The sequence below is a fragment of the Streptomyces sp. ACA25 genome (assembly GCF_028200735.1).
Classification (GTDB): domain Bacteria; phylum Actinomycetota; class Actinomycetes; order Streptomycetales; family Streptomycetaceae; genus Streptomyces.
In genome coordinates this window covers 252,528-267,842 of the sequence record NZ_JAQKPV010000001.1, presented here as the reverse complement: position 1 = coordinate 267,842, position 15,315 = coordinate 252,528, and the positions used below count along the sequence as shown (strand labels likewise).

Here is a 15,315-nt window from a genome sequence, read left to right as displayed (position 1 = left end):
CACAGTCGGGCCCCGGCGTTCCTATGATGGGCGAACGGTACCGGGACCGGCCTCACCGGCGGGGTCCCGCAGGTGAAGGCGGCGCGTAGTGGTGGAGGGGTCGATGACTCAGGGGGCCGGCGAGGGACCCGACGCATGGCAGGGCGGGCAGGCGGGCGGTCCCGTGCCGGACGGCTACACGCCGACGGTGCCCGATCTCCCGGTGGTCAAGGGACCGGGGCCGCTCTACGTGGCCGGCGATGTGCACGGTTATCTCGACGAGTTGCGTGAGGCCTTGCGTGAGGCCGGCCTCACCGACAAGGAGGACCGCTGGGCCGCGGGAAACACCCGGCTGTGGTTCCTCGGCGATTTCACCGACCGCGGTCCCGACGGGGTGGGGGTGCTCGACCTGGTGATGCGGCTGAGCGCCGAGGCCGCAGCCGTGGGCGGGTACTGCAAGGCTCTGCTCGGCAACCACGAGCTGCTCCTGCTGGGCGCGCACCGGTTCGGGGACGCACCTGTGGAGTCCGGCGCCGGCACGGCTTCCTTCCAGGCGGCCTGGATGCTCAACGGCGGGCAGTCCAGTGACATGGAGCGGCTGAAGGATCATCACCTCCAGTGGATGGCCCGGCTGGACTCGATGGCCGTGGCCGACGACCACCTGCTCCTGCACTCCGACACGACCGCCTACCTGGACTACGGCGACACGGTGGACGACGTCAACGAGGCGATCAGCCAGGCCTTGCAGCGCAGTGACGCCGCCGAAACCTGGGAGCTGTTCCGGAAGTTCACCAAGCGCTTCGCGTTCCGCGACGAGTCGGGACCGCAGGCCGTCCGGGAACTGCTGGGCCGGTACGGCGGCTCGCGCGTCGTGCACGGCCACAGCCCCATCCCGTATCTCACCGGCGAGGGAGTCGGGGACAGCGACGACGCAGGGCCGGACGGTGCGGACGCGCCGGTGCGGGTGCGCGGCCCGCATCTGTACGCGGACGATCTGGCGATCGCCATGGACGGCGGAGTCACCATGGCCGGAAAGCTGTTGGTGGCCCGGTTGCCGCTGGGTTCCTGACAATCCTTCCGCGTGACGCGAGTGTGTCCCGCCAATTACCGGGCAAGGTGACCACAGAGGGAGTAGGTTTCGGGGAAAAGAGTGTGCCGGCGGCGTGAGGGGGCCCGGCACGCTGCGAGCGGAGATTATGCTGCCGTGCTCTGTCACAGAGCAGTGCGCGCGCTCTACTATCGGTCGTGCCCGTGGGCTCTCCGTTCACCCCGGCCGTTCGGTCGGCATTCACGGCCCTTCGGAGCATCTGGGGACGCACATGAACAGTGCTGAGTATCTGTCGCAAGAGGATCGCCCCGAGTTCGAGCGAGTCCTCGATGAAGCGTTGCGCGCGGCCCGGCGGGACCCGCGACTGGTCCCTGCCGGGGCGCGGTTCGACGCCGAGGAGCTGCGCGCGAACGCCCTCGACGCCCTCCCGCTGATCGCGGGCAGCGCGGAGGACGAGTACCGCCGGTTCGTGCTGCTGCGCGAACGGTCGCGCATGCCCGGTGGGGGCGGGACGGAACAGCAGGTGCCGGACGGCCGGGCCGGGGCCGGGCTGGTGGCGGTGGTGTCCGTGCTGCTGCCGGTGCTGGCCGGGGTCGCCGCTGCCCTCTTCCTGGCGTTCGGCTACGGGCTGCGGCTGGCCGAGACGGAGCCGGCCATCGCGGAGCCGATGCGGACCGCGGGGTGGGTCTTCGCGGTGCTGATGGCCGTCGGCATGCTGGTGGGGGGAGTGGAGCTGTGGGTCACCGCGCTGCGCAACCGTGCCACCCAGATCCCGGTCGGAGGGGCGGCGCGGGACAGCGGGAGCTCACCGGAGGAGTTGCAGCGGGCGCGTCATGAGTGGCGGCGGGCGCTGCTGGAGCGCGGTATCGCGCCGTTTCTCCGGGAAGCGCTGGCCTCGGGCGGGCCGGGGACGGATCTGCCGGAGCTTCCGCCGGGGCAGCGGTCCCGGGAGGGCCGGACTCCCCGGCTGAGCTTCTCCAGCCCGAACTTCAGCAGCCCGAGCGAAGGGCGGGGTGATGCGGGCAGCGGGCCGCGCTACAGCCATCCCCGTTTCTCCAGCCCGAAGTTCGGGACATCCTCCGACCACGACTCCGATGCGGGCAGCTGACGCGGGCTGACGGCGCGGGCCGCTGACGCGGGCGCCGCCGCTCGCGGATTCCGGCGCTCAGGCCAGCAGCGCTTCGATGACGACGGCCACGCCGTCCTCCTCGTTGGACGCGGTGTGCCGGGCGGCGGCCGCGTGAACGGCCGGATGAGCGTTGGCCATGGCGTAAGAGGTGCCGGCCCAGCTGAGCATCTCCAGGTCGTTGGGCATGTCCCCGAAGGCGACGACCTCCTCGGCCCGGATACCGAGCTCCGCGCAGTGCAGAGCCAGGGTGCTGGCCTTGCTCACGCCGGCGCAGCTGACCTCCAGCAGGGCGCTCGGGCCGGAGCGGGTGAAAGCGCCGTGCGCCCCCGCGGTCTCGCGGGCGAGGGTGAGGAAGCCGTCGGGGTCGAGCGCGGTGTGGTGGGCGAGCAGCTTCAGGATCGGCTGGTCCTCGAAGGAGACCCCGAGGAGCTTCTCCACCGGGGCGACGACCGCCGCCGGGTCGAGGTGGAAGGGCGGATAGTGCGGGTCGTAGTGGATGCCGGTGGTGCGTTCGACGGCGAAGCTCACGTCGGGGACCGTCCGGCGCAGGGCGGTCACCGCGGCGAGCGCGTTCTCGCTGGCCATCGGGTAGCAGGTGACGATCTCCCGTTCCCGGTGCAGGTCCACGACGGCCGCCCCGTTGGCGCAGATGGCGAGGCCGCGGCCGGAGACGTACGCGCCGAGGGGCCGCAACCAGCGGGCCGGGCGGCCGGTCACGAAGACGACTTCCACACCTGCCCGTTCGGCCGCGTCGAGAGCGGCGACGGTACGGTCGGAAACAGTCTTGTCGTCCCGCAGCAGGGTGCCGTCGAGGTCGGTGGCGATCAGCCTGGGCCGGACGGGTTCCGGGGGATGGGCGGGCTTCGGGGGATGGGTGTACATCACAAGCGCCATCTTGGCGCATATGCCCGCACATGTGTGCGGGGGTGTGCGCAAACGAGTCACTCGGAGAGGACCGGCCATGACCCGCAGTGGGCGGAACCCGGCCTCGGATGCCTGCTGGGGGAGTGCGGGCCCGGGCACGGACGGCCTCGCCGTAGGCTCGGCGCATGGCTGATTCCCCTCCCTGCCCACTCCGGCTGTCCACCGCGATCCTGCCCGTCCGTCCCTGGGCCAAAGGCGGCCGGGACGTCTGGCAGCGGGCGGAGGAGCTGGGCTTCCACACCGCGTACACCTACGACCACCTGTCGTGGCGGAGCTTCCGCGACGGACCGTGGTTCGCCGCGATGCCCACCCTGACCGCCGCCGCCGCCGTCACCGGACAGCTGCGACTCGGCACCCTGGTCACCTCGCCGAACTTCCGGCACCCGGTGACCCTGGCCAAGGAGCTCATCACACTCGACGACATCTCCGGCGGACGGATCACCCTGGGAATCGGCGCCGGAGGCTCGGGCTTCGACGCCACCGCTCTGGGGCACGACGCCTGGACCCCGGGAGAGCGGGCCGACCGCCTCGCCGAGTTCCTCCCGCTGCTCGCCCGCCTGCTCCGTGAGGACGGGCCGGGCGGCTTCTCCTACCGGGGCGACCACTACTCGGCGCACGAGGTGCGCAACGTGCCCGGCTGTGTCCAGCGCCCCCGGCTGCCCTTCGCCGTAGCCGCCAACGGACCGCGCGGGATGCGGCTGGCCGCGTGGCACGGCCAGTCGTGGGTCACCACCGGGGACCCTGCCACTCAGGAAGGCACGCCCGGGGAGGCATGGGCCGGACTCGAGCAGCAGCTGGACCGGCTGGCGGCCACCTGCACCGAGGCCGGACGCGACCCCGCCGACCTCGGCAAGGTGCTGCTCACCGGCTTCACCCCGCACCGCCCGCTGGAATCCCTGGACGCCTTCGTCGACTTCGCCGGCACCTGCGCCGAGCTGGGCATCACCGAGCTGGTGCTGCACTGGCCCATTCCGGACTCGCTCTTCGCCGCGGACCTCGGTGTCTTCGAGCGCATCGCCACCGAGGGACTCGCCCAGCTCACCGTCCGGCACTGACGATCCCGTCACTGCCTGCTTACGCTGGAAGGGACAGCCACCGCACGACTGGAGGAGCTGCCATGAGTTTTCTCGACGCCCTGCTCGGCCGCAGAAGGCCGGTGAGCCCCGGCCTCGACCGGCTCTCCGCGCTCACTCCGGCCGCCCGGGAGCTGGAGACCGCGACCGGCTTCGCCCCCACCGGTGCGGGAGCGGTGTGTGTCGCGACCACGGAAGGCGGCACCTTCACGCGCATCCAGGAACACCTGGAGTCGCTCCTGCACCCCGACAGGCATGTCGGGGTCCCGCCCGCCGAGCTCAGCGAGGACGACCACGGCGGGATCTGGGTCCTCGTGCACCGCAGGCCCGAGGAGGTCTCCCAGCTTGTGAGCGACCTGCGCGCGGCCATGGAGCAACTGCAGGAAGGCGGTTACGCTCCGCAGCTGCTCCATGCTTCGCTGACCTTCCGCCACCCCGACGGGCGATCGCTGGCCCTGGTGCACCTGTACCGGTACGGAACCTTCTATCCGTTCGCCCCCGAGGGTGAGGACAGCCGCGACAACCGGCTGGAACACCACGTGGCCGAGGTCCTGGGTGAGCAGCTGCCCATCGAGACGGATCTGACCCGCTGGACCGCAGTCCGGCCCGCCCCCGGCCTGTGAGACCGGCCGGCACCCGAAGAAGGACGGGGCAGCGCTCGTCCTCCCCTTACGGGGAGTGTCCGACTTCGGGACGAGGGTTCACCAGGACCGTGGGCTGACGTGAGCGGTCCGGCCGGCCGCTAGCGTCGGAAGCGTGACAGTCATCGCGACCGAAGGCCTCAGCAAGCGGTACCCACGGGTGACCGCCCTCGACCGGCTGACGGTGGACATCGGACCGGGTGTGACCGGCCTGGTGGGCGCCAACGGAGCCGGAAAATCCACCCTCATCAAACTTCTGCTCGGGCTCGCCCCCGCCACCGAGGGCAGCGCCACCGTACTCGGCAAGGACGCCGCCCGCGAGGGGGCCGCGATCCGCGAGCAGGTCGGCTACATGCCCGAGCACGACTGCCTGCCGCCGGACGTCTCGGCCACCGAGTTCGTCGTCCACATGGCCAGGATGTCCGGGCTTCCGCGCTCGTCCGCCCGGGAGCGCACCGCGGACACCCTGCGCCACGTCGGGCTCTACGAAGAGCGCTACCGGGCCATGGGCGGCTACTCCACCGGCATGAAACAGCGGGTCAAGCTCGCCCAGGCCCTGGTGCACGACCCGCAACTGGTGCTGCTCGACGAGCCGACCAACGGCCTGGACCCCGCTGGCCGGGACGACATGCTCGCGCTGATCCGGCGCATCCACGCCGACTTCGGGATCTCGGTGCTGGTGACCTCCCATCTGCTCGGAGAGCTGGAGCGCACCAGCGACCACATCGTCGTCATCGACGGCGGACGGCTGCTGCGCTCCGAATCGATCGCCGGGTTCACCCAGGCCACCGCCTCCCTGGCGGTGGAGGTCACCGACACCGACGCGCACCCCGACGGCACGCACGCCCTGCGTGCCGCCCTCGAGGGCAGCGGGCTCGCCGCGGTGCCGCAGGGCGGCCACACCCTGCTGGTCGAGGTGACCGACGACGGCACCTACGACACCGTCCGGGACGCCGTCGCGGGCCTGGGCCTCGGCCTGGTCCGCATGGAACAGCGACGGCACCGCATCGCCGAGGTGTTCCAGGACGAGGAGCAGGCACCCGGCCGGGCACCGGACGCGACGCACCAGCAGGAAGGGGGCCGCAGCGATGTCGCCTGAACCCACCACACCGGCCGACACCCCGCGCGCCGACGCCCGGATCCACAACATCGGGTACCGGCACTACGACGGCGAGCGGCTCGGCCGCCCCTACGCCCGGCGCTCGCTGTTCGTGCACTCGCTGCGCGGCGCGTACGGCATCGGCCGCTCCGCGAAGTCCAAAGTGCTGCCGTTCGCCCTGTTCGCCGTCATGTGCCTGCCGGCCATTGTGATGGTCGCCATCGCGATCACCGTCGGGATGGACGAACTGCCTTTCGCGTACACCTCCTACGCGCTGTTCATGCAGCCGATCCTCGGCCTGTACCTGGCGCTGACCGCTCCCCAGCTGGTCTCCCTCGACCTGCGCTTCCACACCATCCCGCTCTACTTCTCCCGCCCCCTCGAGCGCGTCGACTACGTCCTGGCCAAGCTCGGCGCACTGATCGGCGCCCTGCTGCTGTTCATCGGCGCACCGCTGCTGCTCATGTACGCCGGCGCGCTGCTGGGCGAGCTGAGTTTCACCGACCAGACCCGGGGCTTCGCCCAAGGGGTGGCCGGGGCAGTGGTGTTCTCCGTGCTGCACGCCGCGATAGCCCTGCTCATCGCCTCGCTCACCCCGCGCCGCGGCTTCGGGGTCGCCGCCATCATCGCGGTGCTGACGATTCCGTACTTCGCCGTCACCGCGGTGCAGGGCGTCTCGGTGAGTCAGGGAGCCACCGACGCCGTCGGATGGCTCGGCCTCGGCTCCCCCGGCACCCTGATGGACGGATTCCAGCAGTACTTCCTCGGCGGTACGTCCGAATTCCCCGACGGCTACCTGCTGACCGGCGCCGAGGCCCCGGTCTATGTCCTCGTCATCGTCGGCCTCACCGCACTCAGCGTCCTGCTGCTCCTGCGCCGTTACCGGAAGGCTGGTATCTGACCGTGGCCACGATCCGTATCGAGAACACCTCCCGCTGGTTCGGGAACGTCGTCGCCGTCAACGACATCAGCATGACCATCGGCCCCGGCGTCACCGGGCTGCTCGGCCCGAACGGCGCCGGCAAGTCCACCCTCATTCACATGATGAGCGGCTTCCTGGCACCCTCCTCGGGCAGCGTCACCCTCGACGGCGCCCCGATCTGGCAGAACGAGAGCATCTACCGCAGCGTCGGCCTCGTCCCCGAGCGGGAAGGCATGTACGACTTCCTCACCGGTGAGGAGTTCGTGGTGGCCAACGCGGAGCTGCACGGTCTGCCGGACCCCGGCCGGGCGGCGCGCGCGGCGCTGGCAACCGTCGCGATGGAGTACGCCGCGGACCGCCGCATCGCCACCTACAGCAAGGGCATGCGGCAGCGCGTCAAAATGGCCTCCGCGCTCGTCCACGAGCCGGCCGTGCTGCTGCTCGACGAGCCGTTCAACGGCATGGACCCCCGCCAGCGCATGCACCTCATGGAGCTGCTGCAGCGGATGGGCGAGGAGGGACGCACCGTGCTGTTCTCCTCCCACATCCTGGAGGAGGTCGAGCAGCTCGCCTCCCACATCGAGGTCATCGTCGCCGGCCGGCACGCCGCCTCCGGCGACTTCCGCCGGATCCGCAGGCTCATGACCGACCGGCCGCACCGCTACCTCATCCGTTCCAGCGACGACCGCGCGCTCGCCTCGGCCCTCATCGCCGATCCGAGCACCAGTGGGGTCGAGCTGGACGCGGCCGAGCACGCCCTGCGCGTGGAGGCCACCGACTTCCAGCGGTTCGCCGAACAACTGCCACTGCTCGCCCGCGCCCGCAACATCCGGCTCCTCACGGTCTCGCCCTCCGACGAGTCCCTGGAGAGCGTCTTCTCCTATCTGGTCAGCGCGTAACCAGCGCATAAGGAGCCTTTAGCGATGTATCACCACACGATCGCCCGGCTCACCGTCCGGGCTCTGCTCGGCCGGCGCCGCGCCCTCCTGCTGCTCGCGCTGCCCGCCCTCCTGCTGCTCATCGCCGTTCTGGTGCGGGCCCTGGCAGGCCCGGACGACCGGGCAGCCGCCGAAATCCTGGCCGGCTTCGCGCTGGCGGCGATGGTCCCGTTGATCGGGGTGGTCGCCGGCACCGGCGCCATCGGCCCGGAGATCGACGACGGCTCGTTCGTCTACCTGACGGCCAAGCCGGTGAAGCGGCACACCATTGTTCTCACCAAGCTGCTCGTCGCGATCGGCGTCACCACCACCTTCAGCGCGGTCCCGACCCTGCTGGCCGGCTGGATCCTCAACGGAAACAGCGGGCAGATCGCGGTCGCCTTCGCGGTCGCCGCCGCTGCCGCCTCCGTCGCCTACAGCGCGGTCTTCCTGCTGCTGGGCACCATCTCCCGCAACGCGGTCGTCTTCGGTCTGGTCTACGCGCTGATCTGGGAGACCCTGTTCGGGAGCCTGGTGCCCGGTGCCCGCACCCTCAGCATCCAGCACTGGGGGGTGGCAGTCGCCGAGCGGATCGCCGCCCCCGGCATGCACGTCTCCTCGGACGTGGCGCTGCCGACGGCGCTCATCCTGCTCACGGTGGTGACGGTGGCGGCCACCTGGTACGCGGGACAGCGGCTGCGCAGTCTCACCCTCGCGGGAGAGGAGTAACGGTCCGCCCCGGCCCGCGCGGAACCGGCCCGCGCGGGGAACCCGGGGGGCGTCGGCCGGCTAGACGAGCAGGCGTTCCAGCACTTCCGCGATGCCGTCGTGGTCGCAGCCGGTGGTGGTCTCGTCGGCCACCGCGAGCAGCTCCTCGTGGGCGTTGGCCATGGCGACGCCGTACGAGGCCCAGGCGAACATCGGGATGTCGTTCGGCATGTCCCCGAACGCGATCGCCTCGTGCGGCTTCACCGCGAGCCGGCGGGCGGCCAGCGACAGCCCGGTGGCCTTGGTCAGGCCCAGCGGCAGCAGCTCCACCGTGCCGGGGCCGGCCATGACGACCCCGACCGACCCGTTCACCAGGGCCCGCGCGGCGCGGGTCAGCTCGTCGTCGTCCAGCGAGGGGTGCCGGAGGTAGATTTTGCTGACCGGCTTCGCCCACAGCTCCTCGCGGTCGGTGAAGGGCACCACCTGCAGCGGGTTGCCGCTGTCCGGGTCCGGGACCGGGAAGCCGTCGGGATCGACCAGCACGGCGCCCTCCAGGCCGTCCTGCCCGACGGCCAGCCACAGCGGCCCGAGGTGTTCCTCGAGCTGCTGCACGGCACGCCGCGCGGTGGGCCGGTCCAGGGTCACCGAGGTCATCAGCCGGTGCTCTCCCGCGTGGTAGACCTGCGCGCCCTGCCCGCAGACGGCCAGGCCGGTGTATCCGAGGTCGTCCAGGATGTGGCGGGTCCAGGAGACTCCCCGTCCGGTGACCACCAGGTGCGCGGCGCCCGCGGCCTGGCTGGCGACGAGCGCCTCGCGGGTCCGGGGCGAGACGCTGCCGTCGCTGCGGAGCAGGGTGCCGTCGAGGTCCGTGGCGACCAGCCGGTACGGGAAGGGGGGTGCGGCGCTCACCGCGCGGCCGGCTCCAGCAGCTCACGGCCGCCGAGGTAGGGCCGCAGCAGCTCCGGCACCCGTACCGACCCGTCGGCCTGCTGGTGGTTCTCCAGGAGCGCGACGATGGTCCTCGGCACGGCGCACAGGGTGCCGTTCAGGGTGGCCAGCGGACGCACCCGGCTCTTGCCGTCACCGCTCTCCCGCATGCGGATCTGGAGCCGCCGCGCCTGGAAGGAGTCGCAGTTCGAGGCGGAGGTCAGCTCGCGGTACTTGCCCTGGGTGGGGATCCACGCCTCGCAGTCGAACTTGCGGGAGGCGGAGGCGCCCAGGTCACCGGTGGCCACGTCGATGACGCGGTACGGCAGCTCCAGTCCGCTCAGCCACTGCTTCTCCCACTCCAGCAGCCGCAGGTGCTCGGCCTCCGCGTCCGCCGGGTCGACGAAGCAGAACATCTCGACCTTGTCGAACTGGTGGACGCGGAAGATGCCCCGGGTGTCCTTGCCGTACGAGCCGGCCTCGCGGCGGAAGCAGGGCGAGAAGCCCGCATACCGCAGGGGCAGCGAGCCGGCGTCCAGAATCTCGTCCATGTGGTAGGCGGCGAGCGGCACCTCGGAGGTGCCGACCAGGTAGTAGTCGTCCTTCTCCAGGTGGTAGACGTTCTCCGCGGCCTGGCCGAGAAAGCCCGTGCCCTCCATGGCGCGTGGCTTCACCAGCGCGGGGGTGAGCATGGGGACGAACCCGGCTTCGGCCGCCTGTGCGATCGCCGCGTTGACGAGGGCGAGCTCCAGCAGTGCGCCGATGCCGGTCAGGTAGTAGAACCGCGAACCGGAGACCTTGGCGCCGCGCTCGACATCGATGGCGCCGAGGAGCTGGCCGAGCTCCAGGTGGTCCTTCGGCTCGAAGCCCTCCGCGTCGAAGTCGCGCCGCTCGCCGAGCGTCTCGCGGACGGTGAAGTCCTCCTCGCCGCCCACCGGAACCTCGGGATGCACCGGATTGCTCAGGCGGAGAAGCAACTGCTGTGTTTCCGCTGCGGCGTCGTCCTGCTCGGCATCGGCGGCTTTCACCGCTGCCGAGAGTTCGCCCGTCCTTTTCAGCAGCTCTGCCTTCTCCGCCCCCTGCGCCTTGGGAATCCGCTTGCCGAGTTGCTTCTGCTCGGAGCGCAGTTCGTCGAAACGGATACTGGAGGCGCGGCGCCGCTCGTCCGCGGAGAGCAGCGCGTCGACGAGGTCGACGTCCTCGCCTCGGGCACGCTGGGAGGCGCGGACACGGTCGGGGTCCTCACGGAGCAGGCGAAGGTCAATCACCCCACCAGGCTACCGGGACGCAGGGGCCCGGCGGGTGGAAGGCACGGCTCCGGCCGCGCAACCCGCCCGGCGGATAAACAAAGTGCAACACTATGTCTCGTTTGTCGGGAAGGTGAATTGGGCTAAGTCGCTGGTGGGGCAGGTATCCACAGGGTTTTCCACAGGCTGTCCCCACATGGTGTGGATGGCGGGGAAGTGGGTCGCGCACCCGGGTGGAACGGCGTGGCAATAGCCATTCGCGAGGGAAGCTTGCGCCCTTTCGGGGTGAATTGCCTCACCCCAAAGCGTTCATGGCCGGAATTGATGTGACGCGACGCCATCCGGGGGGGTGTGCAGCAAGGAAAGCACTCCGTCGCACATGTCCTTTATGTCCGATGAGTTCGACAACTTATACACAGCCACCCGGGGTGACCTGTGGATAACTCCTGACGATCGGCCGCCTCAGGCGCCGGGGCCGCTCGTCCGGCCGTCCAGGCAGCGCATCAGCCAGTCCGCGGCCTGCAGGAAGTCGTTGTCCGACGTGCCCGGCTGCACCGTTGGCGGCACCTGGTCCGCCCGCGGATAGGAACCCAGAAACCGTACCTCAGCGCACAGCCGCTTGAGCCCCATCAATGCCTCCCCGACCCGCCGGTCGGAGATGTGTCCCTCGCAGTCCACCTGGAAGCAGTAACGGCCCAGACCCTCGCCGGTCGGCCGGGACTCGATGCGCACCAGATTGACCCCGCAGGTCGCGAACTCCTGCAGCAGCTCCAGCAGCGCACCGGGGTGGTCCGCGCGCAGCCACAGCACCACGGACGTCTTGTCGGCACCGGTCGGGGCCGCGGGCCGGGCCGGCCGTCCCACCAGTACGAACCGGGTGGTCGCGTTCGGGGCGTCGTGGATGTCGGTGACCAGCGGTTCCAGGTCGTACGTCGCGGCCGCGAACTCCCCGGCGAACGCCGCGTCGAACCGGCCCTCCTGCACCTGCCGTGCCCCGTCCGCGTTGGACGCCGCCGATTCCCACTGGGCGTCCGGCAGGTGCTGTGCCAGCCAGCCCCGGACCTGCGGCTGCGCCACCGGGTGGCCGGTGACCGTCTTGATGCTGTCGAGCGGGGTGCCCGGCCGCACCAGCAGCGCGAAGGCGATCGGCAGCAGTACCTCGCGGTAGATCATCAGCGGCCTGCCGGAGGAGAGCTCGTCGACGGTGGCGGAGACCCCTCCCTCCACCGAGTTCTCGATCGGGACCAGCGCGCCGCCCGCCTCACCGTTGCGGACCGGGTCCAGCGCGGCGGGCACCGAGATCCTGGGAACCAGCTCCCGGGTGGCCGCTTCCGGCAGGGTGCGCAGCGCGGCTTCGGTGAAGGTGCCCTCGGGACCGAGGTAGGTGTAGCGGCTGGCTGTCATGCCGCTACGGTAGCCCGGCCGACAGGTGACGGGGCGTCGTCTCACGAGGCGGACGGCTGCTCACGGGCCCTCCAGCAGGGCCCGGCCGACGTACCCGTCCTCCTCGGCTCCGCCCGGCACGGCGAACAGCGCACCGGCCTCGTGCCGGATGAACGGCGACAGCGCGTCGCCGCGGTCCAGCTTCCGCTGCACCGGCACGAAGGCGCGCCGCGGGTCGGCCTGCCAGCAGATGAACAGCAGTCCGGCGTCCGGGGTGCCGTCCTCCCGGAATCCGTCGTGGTACGAGAACGGCCGCCGCAGCATCGCCGCGCCACCGTTCGTCTCCGGGGCGGACACCCGGGAGTGGGCGTTCGGCGCGATGACCGGGTCACCGGCGTCGGTCCGGGCGTCCAGGTCCACCGGGGTCTCCTCGTCACCACCGGTGAGCGGGGCGCCGTCGGCCTTGCGGCGGCCGATGATCCGTTCCTGCTGCGCGGGCGGCAGGTCCTCCCAGTCGTCCAGCAGCATCCGGATGCGCCGGACGACGGCGTAGGAGCCGCCGGCCATCCAGCCGGGGCCACCGTCGGCAGATACGAACACCCGTTCGGCGAAGTCGTCGTCCGTCGGCCGGGGGTTGCTGGTGCCGTCCACCTGGCCCATCAGGTTGCGGGTGGTCATGGGCCGGCGGGTGGCGCCCGGCGACCGGTTGAAGCCGGTCATCTGCCACCGGACACCGGCGGCCGTCCCGGCCTCCCGCTGGAGGGTCCGCAGCGCGTGAAAGGCGACCAGCGCGTCGTCGGAGCCGATCTGGACCCACAGATCGCCGTCGGAGCGCCGCGGGTCCAGGGCGTCGGCGGAGAAGGCGGGCAGTGGTGCGAGTGCGTCGGGCCGGGCGTGGCTGAGCCCGGTGGCGTCGAAGAAGCTGTACCCGAAGCCGAAGGTCACGGTGAGCGAGGACGGCCCGGCGTCCAGGGCGACGCCGGTGTCGTCCGCCGGACTCTCGCCCGCCATCAGCTCACCGGCGCACCGGGACCACCGGCGCAGCAGGGCGGCGGCCTCCTTGCGGCCCGCGCCGGGGGCGAGGTCGAAGGCCACCAGGTGACCGTGCGTCTGCATCGGAGTGGTGATGCCGGCCTGGTGCGGGCCGTGGAACGGCACGGCGGTGGTGCCCACGGTGGTCAGTGGCGGAGGTCCGTCCCCGGTACCGCCGGGGCGGACGAGGGCACCGCCCGCACCGCCGAGAACGGCGCCGGCCGCCCCGGCCGCCCCGGCGGTGGTCAGCAGCCGCCGGCGGCTGATCGGTGACGGCGGTGTGCGGGACGGAGGATGCTGGTCGGGCATGGTGTCACTTCAGTCGATCGGAACGGTGTCGGTCACGGAGGCCCGGTGGATCGCACCGGTCCGGATGCTCAAAGTGAGCTCCCAGTCGCCGGGGCGCGGAAGGGTGATGTCCTCGGCTGCCCAGTGTCCGGCGTCCACCAGGGCCGGCTCGAAGCGCAGCGGCCCGAGATCCTCGCCCGGCAGGGTGAAGGCGAGCTGGAGCTCCTCGGCGGGCAGCTCGACGCCGTCGTCGTCCACGGTACGGATGTGCACGGTGTTCTCTCCGGCACGGGCCGGGAGAAGGTCCACCAGGACCCGGCCGCGGCCGTCCGGACCGCCGGTGTCGTAGGGCAGCGAAAGCGAGACCGGGTTCCCCCAGTCGTCCTCCTCCGCCGCCGGGCCACCGGCAGCCGGACCGGGAGCCGCGGCCTCGGTGCGGGCGGGCGTGGTACCGGTCAGCGCCGTCGTGACGGCGAGCACGAGAACGGCGATCAAAGCCTCGGCGAGCACCGACCGGCGCAGGCCGCGGCGCTCCCCGTCCGCGTCACGGGTCCTGCGGCGCCGGACGTCCGCCACGGTCCGCTCCTGCCGGGCGAGCTGGGCGGCGCGCTCGGGGTCAACGGGGCCGCCCGCGACGAGGGCCGGCTCCGGGGCGGGGGCCGGTGGCGGCCCGGGCTCCTCGGCGGCTTCCGACGGCTGGTCGGCCAGCAGAGCCGTCCACCGCCGGGAGATCCAGGCGGCGGCCAGCAGCACCGCGATCAGGCCGGCCTTGGCGAGGAGCAGCTGCCCGTAGGCGGTGCCGGTCAGGGCGGACCATGAGCCGACCTGCCGCCAGGACTGGAAGAGGCCGGTGACGGTCAGCGCGACGACGCTGGTGAAGGCCACCGCCGAGAAGCGCCGTACGACTTCCCGGTCCACGGCGGGGCCGCGGTGGAGCAGGAGCAGCAGAGCAGCGAGCCCGCCGAACCAGCAGGCGAAGGCGAGCAGGTGGACGAGGTGGGAGGGGATCGCGAGGCCGGTCAGCGGGCCGGACGAGGCGTGCTCGGCCATGGCCCAGGTGGCGGCGAGGCCCACCGCCAGGATGCTGCCGCCGATGGCCAGCCCGTAGGTCAGGTCGCGGAGCCGTTCGTCGTCCCGGCCACTACCCGGCTCGTCCTGACCGGCGGGCCCGCCGCCCGGCTCGCCCCGGTGGACCCGCAGCCGGGCGTGGGCGCCGAAGAGCACGGCCAGGAAGAGTCCGGCAGCGGCGAGCAGCAGCAGCCGGGACACCAGAGCGGTCCCGGTGGGGGTGTCGATGACGGATCCGAGCCCGGAGCGGTCGAGGGCGTCGGAGAGCGGGCCGCCGCTCGTGTACGGGTGGCGCAGCAGCAGGAGGACGAGGGTGGACGCGGTGAGTGTGGTCCAGCCGGCGAGGACGAGCCGCTGGACGCCGGGCAGCGCGGCGCCGCCCGGCCGGCAGAGCAGCACGAAGGCGCTGCCGCCGACCAGCAGCAGGAACCCTCCGTAGGCGGCGTAGCGGCCGAGGTCGTACAGGAACTCGACCATCCCCCCGCCGTCCCCGCCGAGATCCACGGCGGTCTCGGAGGGGGCGCCGATGGAGAACGTGAAGGCGCCCGCCACGGGGTGGCTGTCGGTGGAGACGATCTGCCAGGCGACGGTGTAGGTGCCGTGGGGCAGGCCGCCCTGGAGGGGGACGCCGTGCCGGACGACTCCGTCCGAGCTGTGGTCGGTGAGCTCGCCGGTGTCGGCGCGCTCTCCCGTGGGGTCGAGGACGCGGAGGGAGTCGTCGGAGACCGCCACCTCCTCGGAGAACGTGAGGACGACGTGCTGGGGCGCGGTGTCCACCACGGCCCCCTCCTCAGGGTTGCTGCCGGTCAGCGAGGCGTGCGCGGCGGCGGGAGCGGCCGCCAGAAGCAGGGTGGCCAGGGTGGCGCCGGTCAGCAGGAGCACGGTCCACAGGGACCGGCTCGTGGGGGAGGAGGAGACAGCGGCAGACAT

General features: G+C 71.8%; 13 protein-coding genes and 1 pseudogene. 8 read left to right on the top strand and 6 right to left on the bottom strand.

Features of this window, described 5'->3' with window-relative positions; translation table 11 throughout:
• Positions 1–103 precede the first annotated feature (103 nt).
• Together PJ985_RS01250 and PJ985_RS01245 are read left to right on the top strand one after the other, a co-directional pair.
• Entirely contained in the window at positions 104–1,048 is a 945-nt protein-coding gene (locus tag PJ985_RS01250; protein WP_271681582.1) for a metallophosphoesterase, read from the top strand.
• A gap of 250 nt (positions 1,049–1,298) precedes the next feature.
• A complete protein-coding gene (locus tag PJ985_RS01245; protein ID WP_271681581.1) occupies positions 1,299–2,135 on the top strand; it encodes a hypothetical protein in 837 nt (278 codons plus the stop codon).
• 57 nt (positions 2,136–2,192) lie between these two features.
• On the opposite strand, the gene PJ985_RS01240 is transcribed toward PJ985_RS01245, so the two are convergent.
• The gene (locus PJ985_RS01240) at positions 2,193–3,038 is read right to left on the bottom strand and encodes a Cof-type HAD-IIB family hydrolase (protein ID WP_271681580.1); all 846 of its coding nucleotides are present in this window, start codon (positions 3,036–3,038) and stop codon (positions 2,193–2,195) included.
• Between the two features lie 167 nt (positions 3,039–3,205).
• Between PJ985_RS01240 and PJ985_RS01235 the strand changes: the two genes are divergently transcribed.
• The 6 genes and pseudogenes from PJ985_RS01235 (at position 3,206) to PJ985_RS01210 (ending at position 8,461) form a co-directional block, all read left to right on the top strand.
• Positions 3,206–4,135 carry an LLM class flavin-dependent oxidoreductase gene (locus PJ985_RS01235; RefSeq protein WP_271681579.1) on the top strand — a complete coding sequence of 310 codons (930 nt, stop codon included), beginning with the start codon at positions 3,206–3,208 and terminating at the stop codon, positions 4,133–4,135.
• A 62-nt stretch (positions 4,136–4,197) separates the two neighbouring features.
• Positions 4,198–4,776, top strand: a complete 579-nt coding sequence (gene pspAB, locus PJ985_RS01230) for a PspA-associated protein PspAB (RefSeq protein WP_271681578.1) — start codon at positions 4,198–4,200, stop codon at positions 4,774–4,776.
• 133 nt (positions 4,777–4,909) lie between these two features.
• On the top strand, positions 4,910–5,893 hold the full coding sequence (locus PJ985_RS01225; RefSeq protein ID WP_271681577.1) for an ABC transporter ATP-binding protein: 984 nt from the start codon (positions 4,910–4,912) through the stop codon (positions 5,891–5,893).
• A complete protein-coding gene (locus PJ985_RS01220; RefSeq protein ID WP_271681576.1) occupies positions 5,883–6,794 on the top strand; it encodes an ABC transporter permease in 912 nt (303 codons plus the stop codon). Before PJ985_RS01225 ends, PJ985_RS01220 begins: the two co-directional genes overlap by 11 nt.
• A gap of 68 nt (positions 6,795–6,862) precedes the next feature.
• Positions 6,863–7,714, top strand: a pseudogene (locus PJ985_RS01215) (ABC transporter ATP-binding protein); the annotation flags it as partial.
• Between the two features lie 24 nt (positions 7,715–7,738).
• Positions 7,739–8,461 carry an ABC transporter permease subunit gene (locus PJ985_RS01210; protein ID WP_271681574.1) on the top strand — a complete coding sequence of 241 codons (723 nt, stop codon included), beginning with the start codon at positions 7,739–7,741 and terminating at the stop codon, positions 8,459–8,461.
• Between the two features lie 60 nt (positions 8,462–8,521).
• Here PJ985_RS01210 and PJ985_RS01205 read toward each other — a convergent pair whose 3' ends face one another.
• The 5 genes from PJ985_RS01205 to PJ985_RS01185 all read right to left on the bottom strand — a co-directional run bounded on the left by PJ985_RS01205 (position 8,522) and on the right by PJ985_RS01185 (position 15,315).
• Positions 8,522–9,349 (bottom strand): HAD family hydrolase, encoded by an 828-nt coding sequence (locus PJ985_RS01205; protein WP_271681573.1) that lies wholly within the window; start codon positions 9,347–9,349, stop codon positions 8,522–8,524.
• The gene (gene serS, locus PJ985_RS01200) at positions 9,346–10,635 is read right to left on the bottom strand and encodes a serine--tRNA ligase (protein ID WP_271681572.1); all 1,290 of its coding nucleotides are present in this window, start codon (positions 10,633–10,635) and stop codon (positions 9,346–9,348) included. Before serS ends, PJ985_RS01205 begins: the two co-directional genes overlap by 4 nt.
• A gap of 441 nt (positions 10,636–11,076) precedes the next feature.
• On the bottom strand, positions 11,077–12,018 hold the full coding sequence (gene pheA / locus PJ985_RS01195; protein ID WP_271681571.1) for a prephenate dehydratase: 942 nt from the start codon (positions 12,016–12,018) through the stop codon (positions 11,077–11,079).
• A 60-nt stretch (positions 12,019–12,078) separates the two neighbouring features.
• Positions 12,079–13,338, bottom strand: a complete 1,260-nt coding sequence (efeB, locus tag PJ985_RS01190; RefSeq protein ID WP_271681570.1) for an iron uptake transporter deferrochelatase/peroxidase subunit — start codon at positions 13,336–13,338, stop codon at positions 12,079–12,081.
• A 9-nt stretch (positions 13,339–13,347) separates the two neighbouring features.
• On the bottom strand, positions 13,348–15,315 hold the full coding sequence (locus PJ985_RS01185; RefSeq protein ID WP_271681569.1) for a copper resistance CopC/CopD family protein: 1,968 nt from the start codon (positions 15,313–15,315) through the stop codon (positions 13,348–13,350).

Excerpts from the sequence above, each read along its gene's own strand:
- PJ985_RS01250 (WP_271681582.1), top strand. The coding sequence starts at position 104 with ATGACTCAGGGGGCCGGCGAGGGACCCGACGCATGGCAGGGCGGGCAG.
- PJ985_RS01245 (WP_271681581.1), top strand. The coding sequence starts at position 1,299 with ATGAACAGTGCTGAGTATCTGTCGCAAGAGGATCGCCCCGAGTTCGAG.
- PJ985_RS01240 (WP_271681580.1), bottom strand. The coding sequence starts at position 3,038 with ATGTACACCCATCCCCCGAAGCCCGCCCATCCCCCGGAACCCGTCCGG.
- PJ985_RS01235 (WP_271681579.1), top strand. The coding sequence starts at position 3,206 with ATGGCTGATTCCCCTCCCTGCCCACTCCGGCTGTCCACCGCGATCCTG.
- pspAB (WP_271681578.1), top strand. The coding sequence starts at position 4,198 with ATGAGTTTTCTCGACGCCCTGCTCGGCCGCAGAAGGCCGGTGAGCCCC.
- PJ985_RS01220 (WP_271681576.1), top strand. The coding sequence starts at position 5,883 with ATGTCGCCTGAACCCACCACACCGGCCGACACCCCGCGCGCCGACGCC.
- PJ985_RS01210 (WP_271681574.1), top strand. The coding sequence starts at position 7,739 with ATGTATCACCACACGATCGCCCGGCTCACCGTCCGGGCTCTGCTCGGC.
- pheA (WP_271681571.1), bottom strand. The coding sequence starts at position 12,018 with ATGACAGCCAGCCGCTACACCTACCTCGGTCCCGAGGGCACCTTCACC.
- efeB (WP_271681570.1), bottom strand. The coding sequence starts at position 13,338 with ATGCCCGACCAGCATCCTCCGTCCCGCACACCGCCGTCACCGATCAGC.
- PJ985_RS01185 (WP_271681569.1), bottom strand. The coding sequence starts at position 15,315 with ATGTCTGCCGCTGTCTCCTCCTCCCCCACGAGCCGGTCCCTGTGGACC.